This is a genomic window from Ralstonia sp. 24A2 (assembly GCF_051783885.1).
GTDB lineage: Bacteria > Pseudomonadota > Gammaproteobacteria > Burkholderiales > Burkholderiaceae > Ralstonia.
Genome location: NZ_JBPVZD010000003.1, coordinates 1,273,543 through 1,295,637, shown reverse-complemented (window position 1 = coordinate 1,295,637; position 22,095 = coordinate 1,273,543). Strand labels below are relative to the sequence as shown.

General features: G+C 62.6%; 17 protein-coding genes and 1 pseudogene. 4 read left to right on the top strand and 14 right to left on the bottom strand.

Annotated features, from left to right (window positions below; translation table 11 throughout):
* Positions 1 to 148: 148 nt before the first annotated feature.
* On the bottom strand, positions 149 to 1,027 hold the full coding sequence (locus ACS13N_RS23425) for a phytanoyl-CoA dioxygenase family protein (protein ID WP_438933985.1): 879 nt from the start codon (positions 1,025 to 1,027) through the stop codon (positions 149 to 151).
* A gap of 86 nt (positions 1,028 to 1,113) precedes the next feature.
* The gene (locus tag ACS13N_RS23420) at positions 1,114 to 2,475 is read right to left on the bottom strand and encodes an NAD(P)/FAD-dependent oxidoreductase (RefSeq protein ID WP_438933984.1); all 1,362 of its coding nucleotides are present in this window, start codon (positions 2,473 to 2,475) and stop codon (positions 1,114 to 1,116) included.
* A 714-nt stretch (positions 2,476 to 3,189) separates the two neighbouring features.
* Here ACS13N_RS23420 and ACS13N_RS23415 point away from each other — a divergent pair.
* The gene (locus ACS13N_RS23415) at positions 3,190 to 4,623 is read left to right on the top strand and encodes a TetR/AcrR family transcriptional regulator (RefSeq protein WP_438933983.1); all 1,434 of its coding nucleotides are present in this window, start codon (positions 3,190 to 3,192) and stop codon (positions 4,621 to 4,623) included.
* Positions 4,624 to 4,810: 187 nt separating this feature from the next.
* Here ACS13N_RS23415 and ACS13N_RS23410 read toward each other — a convergent pair whose 3' ends face one another.
* The 11 genes and pseudogenes from ACS13N_RS23410 to ACS13N_RS23360 form a co-directional block, all read right to left on the bottom strand.
* Positions 4,811 to 5,641, bottom strand: a complete 831-nt coding sequence (locus tag ACS13N_RS23410) for a phytanoyl-CoA dioxygenase family protein (protein WP_438933982.1) — start codon at positions 5,639 to 5,641, stop codon at positions 4,811 to 4,813.
* Positions 5,642 to 5,727: 86 nt separating this feature from the next.
* Positions 5,728 to 6,699 carry a WD40/YVTN/BNR-like repeat-containing protein gene (locus ACS13N_RS23405; protein ID WP_438933981.1) on the bottom strand — a complete coding sequence of 324 codons (972 nt, stop codon included), beginning with the start codon at positions 6,697 to 6,699 and terminating at the stop codon, positions 5,728 to 5,730.
* A gap of 15 nt (positions 6,700 to 6,714) precedes the next feature.
* A complete protein-coding gene (locus tag ACS13N_RS23400; RefSeq protein ID WP_438933980.1) occupies positions 6,715 to 9,075 on the bottom strand; it encodes an efflux RND transporter permease subunit in 2,361 nt (786 codons plus the stop codon).
* 63 nt (positions 9,076 to 9,138) lie between these two features.
* Positions 9,139 to 10,974: a DUF1302 domain-containing protein gene (locus ACS13N_RS23395; RefSeq protein WP_438933979.1), complete on the bottom strand. Its 1,836-nt coding sequence runs from the start codon at positions 10,972 to 10,974 to the stop codon at positions 9,139 to 9,141.
* 75 nt (positions 10,975 to 11,049) lie between these two features.
* The gene (locus ACS13N_RS23390) at positions 11,050 to 12,417 is read right to left on the bottom strand and encodes a DUF1329 domain-containing protein (RefSeq protein ID WP_438933978.1); all 1,368 of its coding nucleotides are present in this window, start codon (positions 12,415 to 12,417) and stop codon (positions 11,050 to 11,052) included.
* 58 nt (positions 12,418 to 12,475) lie between these two features.
* Positions 12,476 to 12,889 (bottom strand): RidA family protein, encoded by a 414-nt coding sequence (locus tag ACS13N_RS23385; RefSeq protein WP_438933977.1) that lies wholly within the window; start codon positions 12,887 to 12,889, stop codon positions 12,476 to 12,478.
* Between the two features lie 659 nt (positions 12,890 to 13,548).
* Positions 13,549 to 14,526: an alpha/beta hydrolase gene (locus tag ACS13N_RS23380; RefSeq protein WP_438933976.1), complete on the bottom strand. Its 978-nt coding sequence runs from the start codon at positions 14,524 to 14,526 to the stop codon at positions 13,549 to 13,551.
* A gap of 13 nt (positions 14,527 to 14,539) precedes the next feature.
* Positions 14,540 to 16,003: a flavin-containing monooxygenase gene (locus tag ACS13N_RS23375; protein WP_438933975.1), complete on the bottom strand. Its 1,464-nt coding sequence runs from the start codon at positions 16,001 to 16,003 to the stop codon at positions 14,540 to 14,542.
* Positions 16,004 to 16,197: 194 nt separating this feature from the next.
* Complete coding sequence (locus ACS13N_RS23370) at positions 16,198 to 17,367, bottom strand: iron-containing alcohol dehydrogenase (RefSeq protein ID WP_438933974.1); 1,170 nt, start codon at positions 17,365 to 17,367, stop codon at positions 16,198 to 16,200.
* A 35-nt stretch (positions 17,368 to 17,402) separates the two neighbouring features.
* Positions 17,403 to 18,887, bottom strand: coding sequence for an NAD-dependent succinate-semialdehyde dehydrogenase (locus ACS13N_RS23365; RefSeq protein ID WP_438933973.1), 1,485 nt, complete (start codon positions 18,885 to 18,887; stop codon positions 17,403 to 17,405).
* Positions 18,888 to 19,396: 509 nt separating this feature from the next.
* Positions 19,397 to 19,548, bottom strand: a pseudogene (locus ACS13N_RS23360) (two-component sensor histidine kinase); the annotation flags it as partial.
* 152 nt (positions 19,549 to 19,700) lie between these two features.
* Here ACS13N_RS23360 and ACS13N_RS23355 point away from each other — a divergent pair.
* Positions 19,701 to 19,973, top strand: a complete 273-nt coding sequence (locus ACS13N_RS23355) for a hypothetical protein (protein ID WP_438933972.1) — start codon at positions 19,701 to 19,703, stop codon at positions 19,971 to 19,973.
* Between the two features lie 7 nt (positions 19,974 to 19,980).
* Here ACS13N_RS23355 and ACS13N_RS23350 read toward each other — a convergent pair whose 3' ends face one another.
* Positions 19,981 to 20,847 carry a LysR family transcriptional regulator gene (locus ACS13N_RS23350; RefSeq protein WP_438933971.1) on the bottom strand — a complete coding sequence of 289 codons (867 nt, stop codon included), beginning with the start codon at positions 20,845 to 20,847 and terminating at the stop codon, positions 19,981 to 19,983.
* A gap of 102 nt (positions 20,848 to 20,949) precedes the next feature.
* Here ACS13N_RS23350 and ACS13N_RS23345 point away from each other — a divergent pair, with 102 nt between their 5' ends.
* Together ACS13N_RS23345 and ACS13N_RS23340 are read left to right on the top strand one after the other, a co-directional pair.
* A complete protein-coding gene (locus ACS13N_RS23345; RefSeq protein WP_438933970.1) occupies positions 20,950 to 21,576 on the top strand; it encodes a LysE family transporter in 627 nt (208 codons plus the stop codon).
* A 61-nt stretch (positions 21,577 to 21,637) separates the two neighbouring features.
* Positions 21,638 to 22,054 (top strand): DUF2946 family protein, encoded by a 417-nt coding sequence (locus ACS13N_RS23340; RefSeq protein WP_438933969.1) that lies wholly within the window; start codon positions 21,638 to 21,640, stop codon positions 22,052 to 22,054.
* Positions 22,055 to 22,095: the final 41 nt, after the last annotated feature.

Below are 22,095 nucleotides of genomic sequence, written 5' to 3'. Positions count from 1 at the left end.
AAATCTGCGTGATCTATTGGCTTGCGATGCATTGCGACAGCGTGCCGACGCCCCCGGGGCATCGCGCCAGTGACATCGCTGCGTGCACCGCCCTTGAAGCGGTTGAGCCCTCCCCATGCGCTCCATGGGGAGGACGGATGCACTGGAGTCAGTCGAAGTGGCCGACCTCGACAAAGTCGTCCTGCTGGAGCAATGCATGCGGGTCGGTCATCACCCCGTTGCGTTCGACAAATCCCGCATAGGTCGTGCTGCACGACCATCCAAGCAGCCGCTGCATTTCCTCGGGGAAGCGCTTGACGCGCTCGATCGGCAACGTCAGGTAGTGGTTCTCTTCCTGCCGCAGGATCGCGAGGTCATACGACATGGTCAGCCCCGTGCGCGGCGCATTGCTACGGTTCTGACCACCGCCGTGGTACGTCGAACCGATGAAGATCAGCGCATCGCCCGCGTCCATCGAGGTCGGGATCGCCTCTTCTTGCTTTGGCATGCGTTCGTCGTCCCACTTGTGGCTGCCGGGGATGACCAAGGTCCCGCCGTTCTCTTCGGAGAAATCGGTGATGGCGATCATGATCTGCACGCGCGCCTCTCGGCCATAGCTGGGGTGTCGCCACAGCCAGACCGAATCGTCACGGTGCAACGGTTGCACGCCTTGACCAGGGTGAATCTGAATGGCCTGCGTCACGCCCACCTGAATGTCGGGCGCCACCTCGGCCCGGTTCTCTCCACTCCAGAGCTGGATCGGTTTCTGCAGGATGAGGCGCGCGGTTTCGAGATACAGCGGGTTCAGCGCGACGTCGACCATATGGTCGGTTCGTGCAAACAGACGTGACAGCCGCCGCGTTTGTGCACCGGCAAAGTATTCGTCCACCCCATTCGGCGTGGTTTCGAGCATCGGAAGAAGATCCTGCTTCAGGTGTTCGAGCAGGCTGGGGCTTAGGAAGCCCTTCACGATCACACCGCCGTCCGCTTCAATGACGGATGCAAGTTCAGAGGGCGTTGCTGAGTTGGGGAAACGCTTGACGGACATGGTGTTACCTCACGTTGATGTTGATGGCTGAATAACGGCGAAACGGCCCAGGGCGTCGTGTTGCTTTGCAGTGAGAGCGCTCGCCTTCAGGCTGCCGCGTCCCGCACCTTGCGGTTCAACCGATCGTCCAATGTGTTTGCCGCGGCCAGCGCCCCATTGAGGAGACACCAGCGGAACGGCTCTGGCGGCAGCGAGGGCGTGTCGTAGCGCAACGCTGCGAGCAGCGGCGGCTCGGTACCGCGAATCTTCTGGGCGAGCATGTTCCCGAGCATGGATTGACTGGCCAAGCCATGGCCGGAACACCCGGCGGCGTAGTAGATGTTCTGGTTTGCGCCGGTGGTGCCGACCACGGGAAGCGCGTTGCCTGCGGTACTGATGTAGCCGCTCCAGCAGTGCCGCAATGCGACGTCCTTCAAGGCCGGCAAACGCTCATGGAGGTTTGCTCTCAGCGCTCGATACTGGTCGTAGGCGGGCACGTTCGGCGTCTCTGAGCCGTAGGGGTAGTGGATGCGCTTGACGGTGGAGATGATTGTGTTGCGTGCCGTCAGGCGGAAGCTCTCCATGCTGTAGTGGCCCGTCACGATGCCTTCGCGCCTTGGCCAATCCAGCGAGGCCAACTGCACTGCGGACAGCGGTTCGGTCTCGATCGCCGAGATCCGCAATGGCACCACCTTGTTTGCAAGCAAACCGAGCTGCGGGGTGTAGGCATTGGTGGCCAGCAACAGCACCGGGGCGGTGACGCTACCGCGCGGCGTCTTCACCTGAATGACCGGGCCTTCGGTGTAAGACAGCAGCGGCGTGTTCTCGTAGAGCTTCACGCGAGCCCGCAGCGCGGCACGCCGCAGGCCCATGACGTATTTGCCCGGGTGGAGCGTTCCGCCGGCCGGCGTGTATTCGCCAAATAGAAACGCCGACGGAATGCCGCGCGCGCGCATCTGCGCGTGATCGAGAAATTCCGACTTGTGGCCGTGTTCGATACCGACCTGCATATCCGCGCGGATCTTCTTTTCCTGCGACGGATGGACACCCGCCCGGATCCACCCGGACTGCACGTACTCGCAGTCGATATCGTGTTCCTTGAGCTTGCCTTCCACGAAGCCGACAGCGTCGTCGTAGTAGCGGACGATCTGCGTCGCCCGTTCCTTGCTGAGGCCCCTGAACATGAGGTCGTATTCGAGCGCCATGGCGCCGGCCAGATAGCCTGCGTTGCGTCCGCTTGCGCCGAAGCCCGCGAAATCCCGCTCAATCACAACGACGTTCGCGCCCAGCCTGGCCAGTTCCAGCGCCGCGGAAAGACCTGCGAAACCGGCACCGGCAATCACCACATCCGCGCTGACGTTGCCCTCGAGCGCGTGCTGCATGTCGTCGGGCTTTTCCACCCACCCACCCAGCGCCCGATACTTCCCCAGGTCGGCTCGCTCTTTGCCGTCCTCAAGATTCGTACTCATTTCAGACTCCCTCAGTTCCTACTCAAGATGTGGACGGCCAGCGCGGCTTCTTTAATGCCGTCCATCCCTCCATGCACGAAGACGGGGGCTTTGCCATGGCTGCCCCCTGCGACTTCTTCTGTTGAGGGTTGGGTCAATCAAACGTGGATCGATGCGCGACGGTGCGCTGCACATCAGTTGAAGCCGGCTCTCATATCCGGGCGAAAGAGAAGCGGCGCCGCCCTTCTGTTTCACCGTCAAGTTGGGAGCCGTTCAGCACTTCCCGAAAAGCATTGCGCACGCAACCAGCACTGCGACGCATGAAATCCATCATCCGATTTCGCAGCCAGCATCCGCATTACATGAGCGTATCGCCGGCCCTCTAATTACGTTATTACGGCCTAATATTAACGGCGCACCGGCCTACACTCAAGGACGAGCAAGTTAGGGAAAACACCGACCAAGCGGGACGCAAACGCTGTCGAGCCGACTCAACTTCGTTCACTGCAAGTTACGGTGTGGCGCGGCAGACCATCGGAAGCGTTTCGCAGCGCGAGGTGGGCGGGGAACGTCCTCTGCGACGGACTCGCGTTAAAGACGCACGCGAGCGCTGCACGTCAGGAAGCAGTCATCGCTCGCACACAAGGACGTGAAAGAAAGAGGCAGCGTTTTTCCCATTCCGTCGGATAGGCCTATAATTTGCGGAAGTTTTGTAGAAGCCATGGGAGAGTCAACGTGCAAAACAGCGCGGTCAAGCAAGGAACCCCTGACCATTCGGAGGGAGCCAAGTCCGCCGTGCGCCCATCAACACGGCGCAATCGGGAACAGCGCATTCGCGAGATCATCGAAACCGCGCGCCAGGTCTTTCAAGAGGACGGCTATGCTGGATTCGCAATACGTCGCGTAGCAGATCGCATGGGCATCACCCATGGAAATCTCCAGTACTACTTTCGAACGACGGAAGAATTGCTGCGCACGGCGCTCCCGGCCTATATGAGCCAGGTCATGGAGGATTACGCGGCAATTGCGAGTCGTCCGGGCACGGGGGCAGCGCAACGTTGCTCCGCGCTGATCAATCGCATCTTCCAGAACATCAACGAAACCGATCTGCCGAAATTCATGGTGGAGATCTGGGCATTCGCTTCGCATGAAGCCTTTGTCGCAGAACTGCTGGACGATATGCAGGCGCGTTTTCGAGACATCTTTGCGAAGTTGTTGTCGGAACTCCACCCCACGTTGAGTCACGAAGAATGTCTGGTGCGCGCCGCCGTGATCGGTGCCCAGATGGACGGCATGACGCTATTCGCATCCCACGGCGATTACCCCGGAAGAGACTATGTCGAGCTCGCTCGTGTTGGGAAGCGCGCCGTCAAAATGGTCGTGAGTGCTTCAGCAGCAACGCTGCAAAGCGAGGTGCCTCTTCGTCGTCCACGCACACAGCACGACGGTAGCGATGCCCGTGTCAGCGTTTTTGGATCTGACGGGTATCTGCAGCCGGCCCTACTGGAACTGCGCGCGCGTCAGTCGACTCAAGACACCTTCCATTACCGGCCGACGGCGCAGGGCAAACGCAGAGAGCTCAAGATCAACGAGATCATCTCCACCGCCACCAACCTGCTGGCGACGGAAGGCTATGCAAATTTCACCCTGGCACGGGTGGCAAGAGAACTCGGCACCCTGCCATCGGCGCTTCAGAACTATTTCCCGACCCATGACGATTTGCTCCGTTCGACAATGGAAGCGGTGGGGCAGGCTTATCTGGACCGCTACTCGGAGATCGGCAAACCGAGCGGCAAACCGGCACTGGAGCGCATGCTCGAAATTGCCGCAGAAAACTTCGAGGAAACCTGTGTTCCTGCGGTGCAGCAGCTGTGGTCGGAGATGTGGGCGCTGGCCCAGCATTCGGATATCACGCGTGAACATGTGAGAAACGGCTATGCCGCCTACCGGGTGGTCTGGGCCGACCTCATCCGGGAAGTCGACGCGACGGCAACCGCGCGGGAATGCCTCGCTCGCGCAACGCTCATCACAGCACTGCTGGACGGTGTCACGGTGCTGAGGTTTGACGCCCAGCATCAATCGGTGAGCGAGGACCGCGCATTCGAGCTGGTGATGGTGATGACTGCGCTCATCGCGCAAGGGCGGATCGCCCCCAACGACGTTCCGTAAAGCAAAGCATTCTCAGAAAAAAGAAGATGCCGTGCTGCCACGGCATCGAAAGACCCCAGAGGAGACCGAACCTAGGATCTAGGAGACGTCACCAGCGTACGCTTTCAATCGCATCGGATGACTGTGCTCGCTGGTTTAAGGGGGCGTGGCGACCGCGCACGCCGCTGAGACGACGACTTTGCTTGCCTCAGCGCACCTGCGTGCAGTAAGGCGCCCGGAACGGCTCGCCCGGCGTCAGCGACGGATCGTTGAGATCGCTGATGTCGTAGCCGTAGTTGCATCCCCCGGTTGGCAGGGGCCGGTAGAACAGCTTGTCGCCGTAAAACCGGTAAACCAGCGTATGGCGATCCGGGCAATCCGGGGTCACGGGCGCACCACCATGCAGCGAGCCCGAGTGGAACAACAGCGCATCGCCCGGCTCCAGATCCCAGGAGACAACGTCCCACGAGGCTGGGTCTTTTGCACGGTCGGCCTCAATGTTGGGCAGTAGAGGCCAATCGGTGTTGGCCCACAGCGGCTTGGTGTGATCGTTGGGGTCGTTGTAAGAGGTACCGTTGTACTGCGCCCCAAGGTGAGAGCCTCGCACGACCTCCAGCGCATTCTTGCGGGGAATCTTCTCAAAGCACGTCCAGATGTTGAGCAACTGCGGCCCGCTGAACGGATAGTACGAAGTGTCCTGGTGCCACGGTGATCGGCCGGCCCTGCCGCCCTTCTTGATGAAGAGTTCCTCGCCGATGAACCACACATGCTCGGAATCCCAGAGCGACGCTACAAACTCATCGAGTCCCAACGCCTTGACCGTTGCAACGTGTACATCGCGGTTGTCGAAGTTGCCGTAGTCGTTGAAATGCTCATCCGGCGTACCTGCAAAGGCGTAGCCGTGCTGCGGGCTGGGGTGGGCAATCCCGTAATCGAACGCCTCGCGCATCCGCTTGAGGCGCTCGGGTGAAAACAGGCCTCGGGCGACGGTGGCGCCATCGCGCGCCAGCTCCAGCTTCATCTGCTCAGTCACTTGCATGTGAACCCCTTCTTACCTCGTTGGATAACGAACCGTCTCGAAGATGCCGAGAGACACGGGGAGACGTGTGTGCGCATTAACTGGCCTCAGAGCCCAGCCAGCACGCCCTCTTTCGAAAACAGAATCGGCTTGCCACCCGCATCGATCACAGCGGCGGTGAGCGCTGCGCGGTCTTCACGCTGTGCAACCGCCAGCGGCGCGCCGTCTTCACGCTGCTTGAGCACGAGTCCATCCAGCCCAACCGCAACGAGCCCGTTACCCGACGCCACAAGACCGGTGATCGAACTCTTCGTCTCGGCCTTCAACGGTTGCCAGTTCGCTCCACCATCGCTGCTCTGGAACAGGCTGCCGAGCAGACCACCCACCACAATGCGGCCATCGGCTGTGACCACGCCAGACCACAACGAGCCCTTTCCGCCGGTTGCCAGGTAGTCCCAGGTGGCGCCGCCGTCCGTCGACTTGAGCACCGTCCCCTGCTCTGCCGAGATGTAGAGCGCGCCCTTGCCATCCGCAAACACGTGGTACAGGTTGCGGTCGGCCTTGCCACCTCCGGGTGGTTTTGGCAACGTCGTTTTGGTCCACGTCTTGCCGCCATCATGGGTCTGCAGCATCAAAGACCACAGGCCGACCGCAATGCCATCCCGGTCGTTCGTAAAGAGCACGGAGAAGAGCGGCTGATCGACGGCCGTGTCCATGCGCTGCTTTTGCCAGGTCTCACCGCCATCGCTCGTCGCGAGAATCACGCCCCACTGCCCGACTGCCCAGCCATGTTTGTCATCGGCAAAGGAGACAGCGGATAGCGTGGCGGACACCGGCACCGTGCGCGCCTGCCGATACGTCTTGCCTTCGTCGTCGGAGAGCAGAACGATGCCGTACTCGCCCACGGCGACGATGCGTTTTCCGGCGCGCGTGGCGTCCAGCAGCATCCTGTTGGTCGGCGCTGGCCACGTATGCGCGGGTTTCGTCGCCCAGGTGGCCACCGTGCTTTCGGCGGGTGCTTGTGCAAACGCTGCGGTGGCCGCACACAGCGCAATGCTGGTCAGGATCGTTTTCATCATGGCTGTGTCTCCGGATCAATGGCTCAGCAGGCCCGGCGCACGCGCCGGCTTGCGCCGCGGGAACCAGCGCTCCAGCACCGAGGCCAGCGCCGGCAACGCGGTCATCGCCATCACTAGGTTCACGATGAACATGAACGCCAGCAGCTTGCCCATGTCGGCCTGGAACTTGAGCGCAGAGAAGCTCCACGTCGCCACACCAACCGCCAGCGTGATGGCGGTAAAGATTGTCGCCACGCACTCGAACTCCAGCGCGCGCTCCATCGCTCGCTCAATCGGGTCGCCTTCGGCCAGGTGCCGCTGCAGGCGGTTGTAGATGTACAGCGCGTAGTCCACGCCGATACCGACCGCCAGCACCATCACCGGCAGCGTAGCCACGGTCAGGCCGATCTTGAGTTCCTTCATGAACCAGTAGCCGATGAAGGTGGCCACCGTCAGCGGCACGCAGCAGGCCAGCATCGAGCGCCAGTCGCGGTAGGCCAGGAACACGAGGATCACGATGGCCGCGTACACGTACAGCATCATCGGCAGTTCGCTGTGCTCCACCTCGTCGTTGGTGGCGGCCAGCACGCCGGCATTCCCTGCCGCCAGGCGGATGTTGACGCCGGGGAACGGATGCGACACGCGGTACTGCTTGATGTCGTCCAGGATCCGATTGATCGTCGTCGCCTTGTGGTCGGTCAGGTACAGGTGCACAGCGGTCATGCTGCAGTCGGCCTTCATGAAGCCCTTCAGACGCGCCACGTCCACCGACACCGCACCGTAGTTCTCGGGGTCGATCGGCACGACGTTCATCTTTGGATAGTCTTCGTTGTAGCCCGCGTTGTAGGTCCGCAGCATCCCCGAGTACGACTGGGCGGACACCACGCCCGGCTCGGTGCGCATGGCGGCGGTGAATTCGTCCTCGTACAAGCCGACGGCCGGGTTGTCGCACGCCTTGCCGGTCGACTCGATTGCAACCGACAGCCAGTCGAGGCCCATGTCGTAGTTGCCAGCAATCGACGTCGCGTCGCGGTTGAAGCGCGCTTCCTCGCGCAGCTCCGGCGCACCGGGCTGCAGCGTGCCGATCACACGATCACGGCTTTGCCAGACCGCCAGCCCAAACACCACTAACGTGATCAACAGCGTGACGCCGGCGTACTTCGGCTGCGCCACCTTGGACAGCGGGCGCAGCACCGCCGAACGCCAAGCTGCACGCTTGAGCGCGCTCTGCGCATACGCCTGCGTGAAGTTGAAGCACGAGGCCGCAACCGGCAACAGGATCAGGTTCGTCACGATCTTGTAGGCCACGCCCAGCGATGCCGTGATGGCCAGTTCGCGCACCATCGGGATCGGAATCAGCAGCAGCGTGACGAACGACACAAACGCGGTGACCAGCGCCAGCACGCCCGGGATCAGCAGACCACTGAAGCTGTGGCGCGCGGCGTCGTACGAGCTATTGCCGCGGGCAATCTCACGCACGATGAAGTTGACCTGCTGCACGCCGTGCGACACGCCAATGGCGAACACCAGGAACGGCACCAGAACAGCGAGCGGGTCGAGACCAAAGCCGAGCAGCTTCAACGTGCCGAACTGCCAGACGAGTGAGCTCAACGAGCACACGATCAGCAGCACTGTGAAGCGCACCGAGTGGCAGTACCAGTACACCGAGAGCGCGGTCAGCAGCAGCGCGATCGCGCAGAAGACGAGCACACCCTTGGCGCCATCCGCAATGTCACCGATCTGCTTGGCAAAGCCGATGATCTGGACCTCGTAGCCGGCATCTTCAAACGGCTTGCGGATCTTGTCTTCGAGCGTGTGGTTGAACGCCACGTAGTCGAGCACCTTGCCCGTGCTGTCGCGCTCGTTCAGCTCGGCGGTGATCATCGCGCTGTCTTCGTTGTGCGAGACCAGCGTGCCGACATAACCACCCAGCGTGGTCGCACGACGAATGCTCGCCACGACTTCAGGCGTGAGCTGATCCGGTGTGATGTTGCCCGAGATGATCGGCTCGGCGCGGAAGCCTTCTTCGGTGATCTCGTTGACGAACGCGTTGGGCGTCCACAGCGAGCGCACACCAATGCGATCCACGTTCGGCAGGTAAATGACGGCCTGGGTCACGTTGTACAACCGTGTGAGACCCTCCGGCGTCCAGATCGAGCCCTTTTTCGCGCGCACCACCACCGTGATGCGATTGGCCCCGAGCAGATCGTTCCGGTACTTCTGGAACGTCTGGATGTACTCATGGCCGATTGGCATCTGCTTCTCGAAGCCCGCATCCATGCGCAGTTGCACGGCAAACACGGCCATCAAGGCCGTAAACAAGCCAATCACCGCAAGCACGATCGCGCGGTGGCCGAAGAAGGCTTTTTCCAGCCCCGCAACAAGACGATTCAACACGACACTACCCCTTCAAGTATTTCTGGCGGCGCACCGCGTGCGCCACCGCCCGACACGGACGCGTCAGAAGTTGCGCGTGATGAATGCGCCGATGAAGTTGCGATCCGAGTACGGATTGCCCACCGTGTTGTGCCCGCCCCAGAACGCCGTGAAGTTGATGCCCGCCTGCCACACCGTCGGGTTCTGGTTGAACAGCACGTAGAAGTTGGCGGACTTCGCCCCCTGCATGTAGTTGGCGTTGAACGTCGGCGTGTAGCCGTACAGCGCGGCGTTGAATGTCACGCCGGGCGTCACCTGCCAACCGGGGATGAGCGTGCCGTCATACGTCCAGTTGAAGTCGACCGTCACACCGCCCGAGGCAGCCGTACCCTGGCGCATGCCGATGGGGTAACCCGTGTCCGAATTGTTGTTCAACCACGTCAAGTAGCCAGCCTGGGGCGCCTGCATGACCTGTACACCGTTGACGGTGCGTGTCACGCTTCCGCCCAGGCCGGGGTAGTAGACCATCGTCGCTTCGGCGGTCAGCGAGGCCGAATCTGCTCCGATCATCTTGAGGAACGGATACTCGCTGCGCGTGAGCGCCAGAATGCCGTTGATGCCGAACTGCAGCTTCTTGCGGTCGACCCACTGCTGGCAGTCGACGCCACCCGGGTTCACGTTCAGGTCCATCGGTCCGCCTGCGCCGTAGCAGCCCGAGAGCGCCACCGCATCACGCGGGCGATACGACAGCTCGGTGCCGACTGCCCACGGTCCCACCGGGAAGTTCGCGCTGATACCAAACAGCTGACGATTCTGCTGATACGACCACTGCGCCGTGTTGTTCGCAAGCGAGGTCAACACGGGCGACTTGTCGGTGTAGTTCTCGTAGTAGAACGCGAAGTTCGCGTCGATGGAGGTCGGCACGTAGTTGAACTTCACACCGAACTGCGGCTTGTACTTTGAAGGCAGCTTGTTGGAGACCGGCACCCCGATCGAGAACGAAGGAGGGCCAGCGAAGTCGCCATTAACCAGGCCGTTGTTGATCGCCGCAATGGTGCCCGGGTCGCGGCTGTTCAAACCGTTCTGGCCCGCCACCGTACCCGCGCTCGGGCCGTTCGCGTTGAAATTGGTCGTGTTCGCGGTGAAAGGCTCAGCACCACGGCCCACAGCGTTGGACGCCGACCAGAAAGAGCCGACCGGCGGCATGCGGTTGCCGTTCCAGATGAACTGGTAATAGGCCTCGGTGCTCAAGCCATGCGAGAGATTTGTGGCAAAGCTCACCATCGGCGCAGGTAGCAGCGCCTGCTTGAGCTGGGAGCCCGGAATCAGAAGCTTCTGGATATCGAGCGAGTTGGTGGCATTGATGCCGCCCATGGCATACATGCTCTCGCCCCAGTTGATGACCTGGTTACCGATGCGGACGTGGGCGTTCTGATCCGCCACGGTAAAGTCCTTCTGCGCCCATAGATCCAGCACGTGCGCGTCATACACCACCTGCGCCCTCGCATCACTCGACAGCGGCGTGCGCTCGGTGTTTTTGGCCATGAAGTCGTACATGCCCGTGCCGCGCGCCATGAACTTCAACCCCTCGCTGGGCATCGTCAGCAGCAGTTCACTGGTCGCGCTCAGGTACGCGCTGTAGGGCTTCCACTTGCGGTAGTTCAAATCACCGTTGTCGCCCGCGCCCCACTGGTCGGTATTGGCCGCCGCACCGCAGCCGTTTGCGTTCGGATCACCCGTGAGCGCGCAGCTCGGGCTTTTCGTCCGCGCTGCCACACCGGCCGTGACGTTGCTCACCAGCGAGCCTTTCACCGCGTCGTCCGTGCCCATGGTGAAGTCGTAGGCGTACGCTGCAGACGTTGTTGCCGCCAACACGGCGAGCGAAATCGCTGTCCGCGTGGACATCTTCTTGGTATTCATGTTTTCCTCCAACCCGTTTTGATACCGGCACGCCCCTCCTCAAGCGCGTGCCGGCCCCCGCTCATGCGGCCACGTTCAGCGCTCGCTCACCGCGCGCAGGGTTTCGGCCGTGAAGAAGTCCGTCTTGAAGCGCGGATCATTGATCTGCTCGTACCAACGAATGTCTTTGCCTTGCCCGAACGTCGTTTGGTCCATCACGTAACGGCCGTTGCTGAGGTCGTACATCGCGAAGGGCAGGTTGTCGCACGTGCCGCCCAGCTCCCACACCGGGATCGGGTAGCTCTCGCGCACCTTCCATAGCTTGCCCTGGGCGTCGTAGTCTTCGCCGACGAGGGCCAGCCAGCTGTCTTCATCCAGGTAGAAGACCTTCTTCGATGCAACGTGGCGGGCGCTGGGCTTGAGCGTGGCCTCGACCACCCAGACGCGGTGCATCTCATAGCGACGGTTGCTCGAAGCAACGCCATCGGGCGTGGCAACGTCGTGCAGATTGGTCTTGAACTTGTACATGCCGAACGCGTTGTACGGCACCAGCAGTTCCTTCTTGCCGACGAGCTTCCAGTTGAACCGGTCGATGGTGCCGTAGAACATGTTGGCTTCATCGATCAGGTACTGGTTCTCCATGCCGATGACCGGCGCATCATGCGTATAGGCCGGCATGCGGCGCACACGGCGCTGCCCCGGGAAGTAGTAGAACGTTTCCGAAGGCTTGTTGAAATACTGGCGTTGCACAAACGCCTGCCCAGCGAGCGCCGGTGGCGATTCCATCTTGAAGAAGGCGGCAGTGCTCAACTGATCCACATCCTGCGGCGTCGTCTTGCCCGGCTTGCCCCAGGGCAAGAACGCGTGCTGCGGGGAGACGACATCGATCCATTCGTTACTACCCGGGCGCGGCGAAATGGTGGTGATCATCTTGGGCCATTCGAAGCCCTCACCGTGGTAGCGATAGATGTAATTCAGGATCGCTTCCGCGCCGTTCTTGGGCTGCGGAAACGCAACACCCGGGAGCACTGCCGTCTGCAGTTGCTCGCCGGTCGAATCAAGCTTGGCCGCCGTGAGGTTTGCCTTGGAGTTCTGCGCAACGACGTCGGGCACCTGGCATTCGCGATGCGACGGATACACGTCCATGCGATAGCCCTTCTTCTGCTTGAGGAGCTGGATCTGGCCTGGCGTCAGCTTGTCTGCGTACTTGTCGATGTTCGATGCATCGATTGAATACAGCGGCTTCTCATTCTTGTGCTTCCAGAAATCGCCGCGAACCTTGCCCCACTCCCATCCGGCTTCTGGGGATTGCTTGCCAGCATAGGCAGAGACGCTACCGTCCTTGCTGGCCGAGCGATCACCGCCCTCGGGAGTGAGGTCTTCCGCCATGGCGGCGGTGCCGATCACACAACATACTGCGGCCGCGATAGCGGATACGACTCCAATGCGTTGCTTCTTCATCATGGGCTCCTTCCAATATCTCTCTCGCCTTGCAGCCGGCATGTCCGGCCGCCTCAAACGCTCATTCCGCTCCGGATCCGGCCACTGCCGTTGCGCGAATCTCGATCAGCAATCCGGGCAAGGCCAACTGCGTCACCCCCACCGCTGACCACGACGGATAGCGGCTCGGAAAGTACTGGTCCTTGACGGCGATAAACGCATCGATGTCGCCATGCAGGTCCGTGTGAAACGTTGTGAGTTCAACGACGTCAGCCAGGCTCGCGCCCGCCTCTTCGAGAACGAGCTTCAGGCATTCGAATGCGATCTGCGCCTGCGCGTGCATTCCCTCCGCAGGCTTCATGTCGGCGTCCACCCCAACCTGGCCAGACACCCAAACCATGTCGCCCACGCGCGTTGCCGGCGAGAAGTGATATGCGTCGTAGTGCCCTTGGAAAGGGGCCGGGACGATCGATTGACGCTTATTGCTTGCAGCCATGGCCTGAGCCTCTCTGCTAGATGCGTTGATGGAAACAGGTGTGCGGAGCAGAAGAAAACGCCAACAGCGCTGTAGCCCCGGCACCTGTTTTCGGGCTGCCATTTGAAGATCGCCTCGCCGCCAAGAAAGCCAGCACGGCCGCGTGACGCGCGGTGCGGCACCGACCTGAGCGACGCCCACCTGAGCATCGCCTTACGAATACGTATTGACGGCCTACAAATAACGTTAGTACGGCCAAATATTAGCGTTGCACCGGCCTATCATCAAGGTGTGACAAACTAGGGAAAATACCAACCAAGCGGGACGCAAACGATGTCCAACCGGTTCATTACAGGTGCTTGTGTGGATTCGGCGGTTCGATCGCCGCAGCGCAACGCTGCAGCACGCGCGCGTGCCGCGTTGCCATCAGACAAAGGGCCGGAACAGGAGCGACTGGGGGAGGCGCACGGGGCCGGGATTCACGCGGCGGTCGAGTGAACCGATCCGCGCCTGGGCAGGCGAAAGGGTTTATGCCTAGCAGGCCTGGCTAATTGCCGAAGTGCGAGTCGAGACCGACAGGTCGACGCGGCATTGCTAGCGCAGCGAACAGCACACGCGCTAGCGCGCAGGCCACCCATCAGAAGAAGGCAACCTCATCGTTGCTCATCAAAAGCAACGCTTTACGAATGCCGGGAAAGTCGGCGAATGAATAAGCCGGCAAGCTCCAGCAGGTTCTGCGCCGTGCTAACGCGCCCAGCCGCCGTGAAGATGCCGTGCATGTGACGAGGCAGGTGATGATGCTCTAGCAAGCCACCCGCCCGCGCCGCCATTGCCGCGTATTCGATACCTTCGTCGCAGAGTGGGTCCAGGCCAACGGTGGCGATGAACATCGGCGGCTGACGGCGGCCCTCTGCGTGTAGCAGCGGCGACAAGGCAGGCTGGTCAAGCGATGTGCCTGCGGGCACGTACAGATCACGGAACCATTGCATCGATTCTGCGACGAGCGGCAGCCCACCCTGGAAGCGGCCGTAGGACGGCCGGCTTGCGGTAAGGTCCGTCACCGGATAGAGCAGCACCTGGCCTATGACCTGGTACGCCCCTGCAACCGGCGCGTTGCTGATGATGGTCGCCATGCTGCCGCCCGCGCTGTCGCCAGCCAGCACTACGCGGCTGGCGTCAATGGACAACGCTGCCGCATTGGCGACCAGATGGCCGAGTGCCTGCTCGCAGTCGCGCAGCGGCACGGGCCATTGATGTTCCGGGGCAAGGCGATATTCCACCGACGCGACGATGCAGCCACTCTGCCGCGCCAGCAGCCGGCAAATGCCGTCATGCGTGTCGATGCTGCCGATCACCCAGCCGCCGCCATGCAGAAACACGACCAACGGCCCCTTGCCGCCCTCGCCCTCCGCTTCGTCCGGCTGGTACAACCGCACCCGGATCTCACCGTCGGTCACCGGCACCATGATGTCGCGATGGCCAACGCCGTCGATGTCGTTCAAGCCGTTCAAGCCGCAGGCCCGGGCGAAGTTCGCACGCGAAGGCTCCGGCGGCAGGCTGCCGTAGTGCAGACCGCCCGCCTCGCGGAACGCCTGCACCAGAGGCCGCGCATCCTCCGCCACCTCGGCGAGCGGCTGCCAGGAGCGTTCAGAAGACATGCCCTGGCTCCCGTCAGACCGGCTCGAATGCGCCGGGATTCCAGCGCACCGCCGCGCGGTACTCGTCCACCGTGCCGGACCAGTTGTTGATGACCTTGCCCTGGGCGCTCTTGTACCAGCTTGAGCAATCCGCCGAAAATGCCGAGCCGTTCATCGCCGCCTGCAGCGCACGGTTGTAGTCGTCGGATAGCGCCTTGCTGACCTGGAACCCGCCAGCGCCTGCGGCCTCGATACCGCGAATCGCATCGATGATGTAGCGCTGCTGGATCTCTAGCATCGAGATGATGGAGTTGTGGTTCAGGTTGGTGTTCGGGCCATAGATCATGAATAGATTCGGGAAGCCCGGTACCGCCATGCCGAGGTAGGCTTCCGGGCCGTCGGCCCAGGCATCGGCCAGCGAACCATCGAGGCCGCTGACCTGCAGGTCACCCTGGAATGCCTGGCTCTCAAACCCGGTGCCGAACACCACGACGTCGAAAGCGTGCACGCGGCCATCCTTGGTCAGAATGCCCTCTTCGACAAACGCTTCGATTCCGGCCGTCTCGAGCGTGACGTTGTCGCGCGTCAGGGCCGGATAGTAGTCGTCGGAGCGCAGAATCCGCTTGCAGGCAAATTCATAGTCAGGCGTGAGCTTGGCACGCAGGGCCGGGTCGGCCACGCTACGCTCCAGATGCTCCAGCGCCAGGCGCTTGCCTTCGCGCTGCGCATCGGTGCCGACGCGGGTGCGCTCGAAGCCCGACTCCCGGAATGCATGCAGCCGCTCGCGGCTCTTCTCGAACAGTGCCGGATCACGCTGAAATTCATCGAGCTGTTCCGTGGCGAAGACAATCTGATTGCGCGGCATGATCCAGTTGGCGCTGCGCTGAAACACGGTCAGATGGTTCACCACCGGGGCGATCTCGGGGACGTACTGCACCGCGCTGGCGGCGTTACCAATGCTGGCGACGCGCTTGCCCCGCAGGTCCACGTCATGGCGCCAGTCGGCGGAATGAAAGTACGCCCCCTTGAAGGTGCTCAGTCCGGCCACCTTGGGAATCAACGGTCGGTTGAGCTGGCCCCAGGCCGGCACGAAGAAGCGCGAGGTCAGGCGCGAGCCGTCGGCCAGCTCGAAGCGCCAGAGGCGATCTGTCTTGTCCCAGACCGCGCTGCGGATTTCGCTGTTGAAGCGCAAGTGAGCATCGAGTCCGAAACGGGCTGCGAGCGATTCCATGTAGCCGAGCAACTCGTCGCGGCCCGCGTACATGGCGCTCACGCGCAGATGCGGATGGAAGCTGTAGCAGTAGAGGTGCGATTCGGTGTCACACGCCGCGCCGGGGTAGGAGTTGTCGCGCCAAACACCGCCCAGCGCCGGGCGCTTTTCCAGCACGACGAAATCATCGATGCCCGCCTGCTTTAACTGGGCCGCCATGCCCAACCCGCCGAATCCGGCGCCGAGGATGACAACCTTGTAGTGACCGTTGGTTTCCACGTGACTCATGATGCTTCGCTTCCTGTACTGCGGGCCCCGCCGGACGACGGGCCCCTTTGCAATGGATTGGTAGATGCCGGCCTGCGCTGTTCACGAGCGCATCGCAGGCGAAGGTCGGGCTTCGCACCTGGCGCAGGCCAACGTGGTTCTCCAGCCAGTGGCGCGCCGGTCTTGACTGGTCCAGCGAGTGCCCCACTCCGGCCTCAGTACGCCTGTTCGTAAAGCCGCAGGGCGTCGGCTTGCTGCACGTCGATCGGGTTGTTCTGTAGTAAGCGCTGCTGCTGCATAGCGTCCGCAGCGAGCATCGCCAGGCTGTCGCGCGTGACACCTGCATCGCGCAGCCGCCGTGGCGCACCGGACCGATCCATCAGGTCCTCCATGAATGCAATGAAGGCAGCGGTGCGGGCGTCGTCATCGCCACCTGCCTCGCCGATGCCCAGCGCACCGGCCAGCTCTGCGTACTGCGCAGCCGCTGCTGCGGCGTTGAAGCGCAACACCGGCCCAAGCATCAGCGCGTTCGACAGGCCGTGCGGGATATGGAAATGCCCACCCAGCGGATACGCCAACGCATGCACGGCCGCAACCGGCGCATTGGCAAAGGCCTGGCCGGCGAGCGTCGCGCCAAGCAGCATCGCCTCGCGCGCGCGCCGGTCGTTACCGTTCTCGCACGCAGGTAGCAGATTGGCCGCCAGCAGGCGCAGCGCCTCACGCGCCAGCGCGTCGGAGATGGCGTTCTTCTTGTGCTTGCTGGTGTAAGCCTCGATGGCGTGAACCATGGCGTCGATGCCTGTGGCCGCGGTGTGCTGCCGCGGCAGGCCGACGGTCAGCTCGGCGTCCAGGATCACGCGGTCTGCGTAAAGCTGGGGCGCGACGATTCCCATCTTGGTGGTCTCGCCGACCGACACGATGGAGATATTGGTCACCTCCGAACCGGTACCCGCCGTGGTCGGCATCTGCACCAGCGGCACGCGTGCGCCCTTGACGTTTCCGATGCCGTACATCTCGGCCAGCGGCTGCTCGGAGACAACCAGCACGGCCGCCAGCTTTGCAATATCCATCGACGAGCCGCCACCCAGACCCACCACGAGGTCGACACGGGCCGCGCGCGCATGCTCGACGCAGCGCAGCAGCACCGCCTCAGGCGGATCGGCTACCACCTCGTCGAACACGGTCACGCGGAAGCCGGCGGTCGCCAGCGATGCCTTAGCGCCCTCCAGCACCCCGGCCTTGTGCAGGCCGCCATCGGTGACAACCAGCACACTGCGGCGCTCGGTCCATGCGGCCAGGATCTCTCCAAGGCGGCGCGCGGCGCCCCACTCCTGGTGGATGGACGGGACCGTGTCGAAACGTACCGGCTGTGGGAATTGATCCATGCTCTTGCTCGTTGGTGCTGTCGGTTGCGCCACGCTCAGACCTGTGCGCACAGGTACTTGATTTCCAGGTATTCGTCGATGCCGTATCGCGAGCCTTCACGGCCGAGGCCGGACTGCTTCACGCCACCGAACGGGGCCACCTCGTTGGAAATCAGACCGGTGTTCAGGCCCACCATGCCGTACTCCAGCGCTTCACCAACGCGCCAGATGCGCGCGTTGTCGCGGGTGTAGAGATAGGCGGCCAGGCCGTACTCGGTGTCATTGGCCATCGCAATCGCCTCAGCCTCATCGCGGAAGCGGAACACAGGCGCGACCGGGCCGAACAGTTCCTCGCGCGCCACGCGCATGTCCGGCGTGGCGCCGGCAATCACGGTCGGCTCGAAGAACGTGCCACCCAATGCATGACCCTTGCCGCCGACGACGACCTTCGCGCCCTTGCCGACGGCATCGTCGATCATGGCTTGCAGGTGTTCGCACGCGGACTTCTGAATCAGCGGCCCCTGCTGCACGCCTGGCTCGATGCCATTGCCGACCTTGAGCTCCGCCACACGGCGCACCAGCGCCTCGACAAAGCGATCGTAGATGCCATCCTGCACCAGGAAGCGGTTGGCGCATACGCAGGTCTGCCCGCTGTTGCGGTACTTCGACGCCATCGCGCCTTCGATGGCGGCATCGAGATCCGCATCGTCGAACACGATGAACGGCGCGTTGCCACCCAGCTCGAGCGACAGCCGCTTGATCGTCGGCGACGACTGGCTCATCAGCACCCGGCCAACCTCGGTCGAGCCAGTGAAGGACAGTTTGCGCACGACCGGGCTGGCCGTCAGCACCGCGCCGATCTCGCGCGACGGGCCGCACACGACCTGGAGCACCCCGGCGGGAATGCCGGCACGCTCGGCCAGCACTGCCAGCGCAAGCGCAGTCAGCGGCGTCAGGTCGGCCGGACGCACGATGATCGAGCAGCCCGCGGCAAGGGCGGGCGCCACCTTGCGGGTGATCATCGCCGCCGGGAAATTCCACGGCGTGATGGCCGCGCAAACGCCGACCGGCTGTCGAATGACGAGGATCCGCTTGTCGGTCTGCGGATGCGGCGCGACGTCACCGTAGATGCGTTTGGCTTCTTCCGCGAACCACTCGACAAACGACGCCGCGTAAAGGATTTCGCCGCGCGCTTCGGCCAGCGGCTTGCCCTGCTCCGAGGTCATGATCAGCGCCAGGTCGTCGGCGTTGGCAATCATCAGATCGAACCAGGCACGCAGCAGCTTGGCCCGCTCGTGGCTGCTGCGGCGCTGCCACATGGCTTGCGCTTGTGCGGAGGCCGTGATGGCCGATTCAACTTCGGCACCGCTCAGGCTGGCCACGCGGGCCAGGATCTCGCCCGTGGCAGGGTTGGTCACCGCAAACGAGCGTCCGGTGGATGCCTCCTGCCACCCCGAGGCCAACCAGGCGCGCGTTTCGAGCAGTGAAGGGTCGCGCAGACGGTCTTGGAGCGCGGCAGTAGCTTGGGTGTCGTGGTTCATTGCGTTGAACTGCATGGATATAGATGACGCTTCACAGAAGGCGGGCGGGCAAGCTACGCAGCGGCAGGATGGTTGTCTCGGCCGCGCATCCTCGGCCCGCCCATGACGAGGTCCCTACCTCACGACGACGCTTGGCAAAGGCAACGATGGCAATCAGTTGAGCACCACCATGCAAGCCGCCAGCCTCGACACATCTTCTTTTTACGTATCATCGGCCTACAATTAACGTTGATTTGGCCAAATACTAACGGCATATCGGCCTAAACTCAACGCAGCAGGAGCTAGGGAAAACACCAACGGAAGCACGCCCAACTGATGTCATGTCGAGTTGTATGGGCGTGTTGCTGGACGAGTAGTCGGGACGGTTCAAGCGCAAGTATTTGCACGCGCGTGCGCTTGACCATCGAAGCGGGCACTTCGTTGCCGCGTGCGCGGGCTTGAGCGGCTGAAGGAGAGGCTAGGCTTGCCGACTCTTACCAAGAGGGACAATGGTTTAGTGTTCGCTAGCCCAGTACGGTAACGGGCGTACGCAACTCCTGCGCGATTGCGGCGTTCCAGAAGGTTTGCTCGTTGGTGACGCGCTGCAGTTGAGCTAGAGCGCATTGAAATCGTCAGCCGGCACGGCCGCCTCATGCAACGAGCGGTCGCCTTGCGCACCCCGGTAGATGCAACCAGTCGCATTAACTGTGTCTGCGAGTCTGCTTGTTGTGTCGTCAGTCGCAGAAACTCTGTCATCCGACACAACACCGTCCTTGAATTCCGTAAATAACTGTATATATTTACAGCACCTGTACATTCATACAGCTATTCGCCATGGACGACCTGATCCGCATCGAGAACGAGTACGACCGCCAAACCGCAGCGTGGCTGCGCAATCGCCTGGGCGATCAGGCGTTGTGCGAAGTCGTGATGCGCATGGAGGGACACGGTCGCCCGTATGTGTCAGAGGTGTGCCGCACGCTCGGCGTGACGCGTCCGCCATATCAGCGGGCTTCGCGCGCACGGCCGCTCAACCGTGCCGTAGGCGAGGCGTATCTCGCCACCATCCGCGGCATCCTGGGCGCGGGTCGGCACGCGGTGGCGTAACGCTGGGTCAGTCCGACAAAGACGCCGCGGTCTCTTCACGCAGCCAGGCAAGCCACGCGCCGGCGGAGCTGTCGGGCGTGATCGGCACGCTCGACAGCAGGCAGTACGCAGATCCATCACGCCGGAAACCGTCCGGTGCCACCAGCCTCTCATCTTTCAGATCGTCACCCGCCATCAGCTTGGAAGCGATGGCTGTGCCCTGCCCCGCCAACGCGGCCTGCAAGCTCAGATAGAAGTGTTCGTAGCGCGCCTCCGGCAACCGCCCGCGTGTGCGCCGCATACCGCTGATGCGCCACCACGTCTGCCAGGCGTCGGGGCGCGTGGCCGTGTGCAGTAGACGCCGACGTACGGTGGCATCGGTATGCGGCGCACGCACAGGGCCGATCCATTCCTCGCAGATGGGCTCCGCATGCACATGCTCCGGCCATGCAAAGTCATTGCGGCGCAGGGCAACGTCGACGCCAGTGCGCGCAAAATCGATTGGCCCGCCTGCAGCAAACAAGTGCACCTGGATGGAAGGATGTCGCGCCTGAAAGCGTGACAGGCGCGGGATCAGCCAGCGCATCGCCAGCGTTGGCTCACACGAGACCACCAGTGCGGAAGAGGTGGCACGACGGGCAATCCGGTCGATGCTTTCTGTGAGAATAGAGAACGAATCTGCAGTCGCTAAGCGCAGTTGTTCTCCAGCCGGCGTCAGGAAAACGGCCCGGTTGCGCCGCTCGAACAGGTCAACCCCCAGCGATTCTTCCAACTGCCGAATCTGGCGGCTTATAGCGCCATGTGTCACGTGCAACTCCTGTGCAGCGCGCACAAAGCTGCCGTGTCGCGCTGCGGCCTCGAACACGCGCAAGGTATTCAGCGGGGGAAGCGCCATCTGTCAGTTTTTCTCACTGAAAAACCGCATCATAAATCGATTTTCAGCGATGCCCCACTCGCCCAGAATCGGCGCATCTCCACTTTGCATCGAGCGCCTGACATGGCCGAACTTCTTGCCGTTGCTGTCATCACGATATTGGCCGTCATCAGCCCGGGGGCGGATTTCGCCATGGTCACGCGCAACAGCCTGCTGTATGGCCGGCGTGCGGGTGTGCTCTGCGCTTTGGGCATTGCATTGGGCGTGCAGGTGCACGTGTTCTATACGATGTTCGGCGTAGGGTTGCTGATTGCGCATGCGCCAGCGCTCTTGCAGGGCATCAAGCTGGTCGGCGCGGCGTACTTGGTGTGGATCGGTTGGAAGACGTTGTCGGCCAAACCGATGCCCGTGGGCAAGACAGCGGATGACGGCACGGGCAGCGACACGCTGTCGGCCGGCGCCGCGCTGCGCATGGGCTTCCTCACCAACGCGCTCAACCCAAAGACGACGCTGTTCGTCGTCAGTACGTACACGCAGGTTGTTCACCCGGGCACACCGCTGGCGGCGCAGTTCGGCTACGGGCTCTTCATGTCGGTGGCGCACGCTGCGTGGTTTGCATTGGTGGCAACTGTGTTTGCGTCGGGTGCGTTGCGGCGTTCGCTGCTGGCGCGGCAGCAGATGGTCGATCGCGTGATCGGCGTGATCCTGATCGGGCTGGGCCTGGCACTGGGGTTCGCACGGCTGGCGTAGGGCCTGCGGCACGGCGTCGCAGAAAAGTTGCCAGTTGCCGAGCCAGCAGTATCCTCGCGCGATGTCCGCTCGCCGCCTCGCCTGGAAACCTGCACCCCGCCTGCATCTTGCCGGTGGGCGTTTGGTCGCCTGGGTACTGCTTTGGACGTATCTGCTGGCAGCCACATGGATGCCGTTGGCGCACGCCGCACGCGCGCACGCCGAGCAATTGCCAGTGACGTTGTGTTCCGCGCACGGCACGGGCGTGATGATCATTCCGCTGTCCGATCCGGGCGAACGCAAGCGCGTCGAGCAATCCATGTCGGCGCCAGCGTGCTGTGGCGCGTGCGTCGTCCTGGCAGACATCGCGCCAACGCTCGATATCGATGCGCCCAACGCACCGGCCTTGCTGGGCAGTGTCAGCGCAACAGACATCCTCACCCCTCGCCTTGCCACTCCTGCGCCGCAACGGCGCGCCCGCGGCCCACCGCTGGGTTGACCCGCTCCCACCCAAGACACCTTCGCCCGCGCCGTGATTGC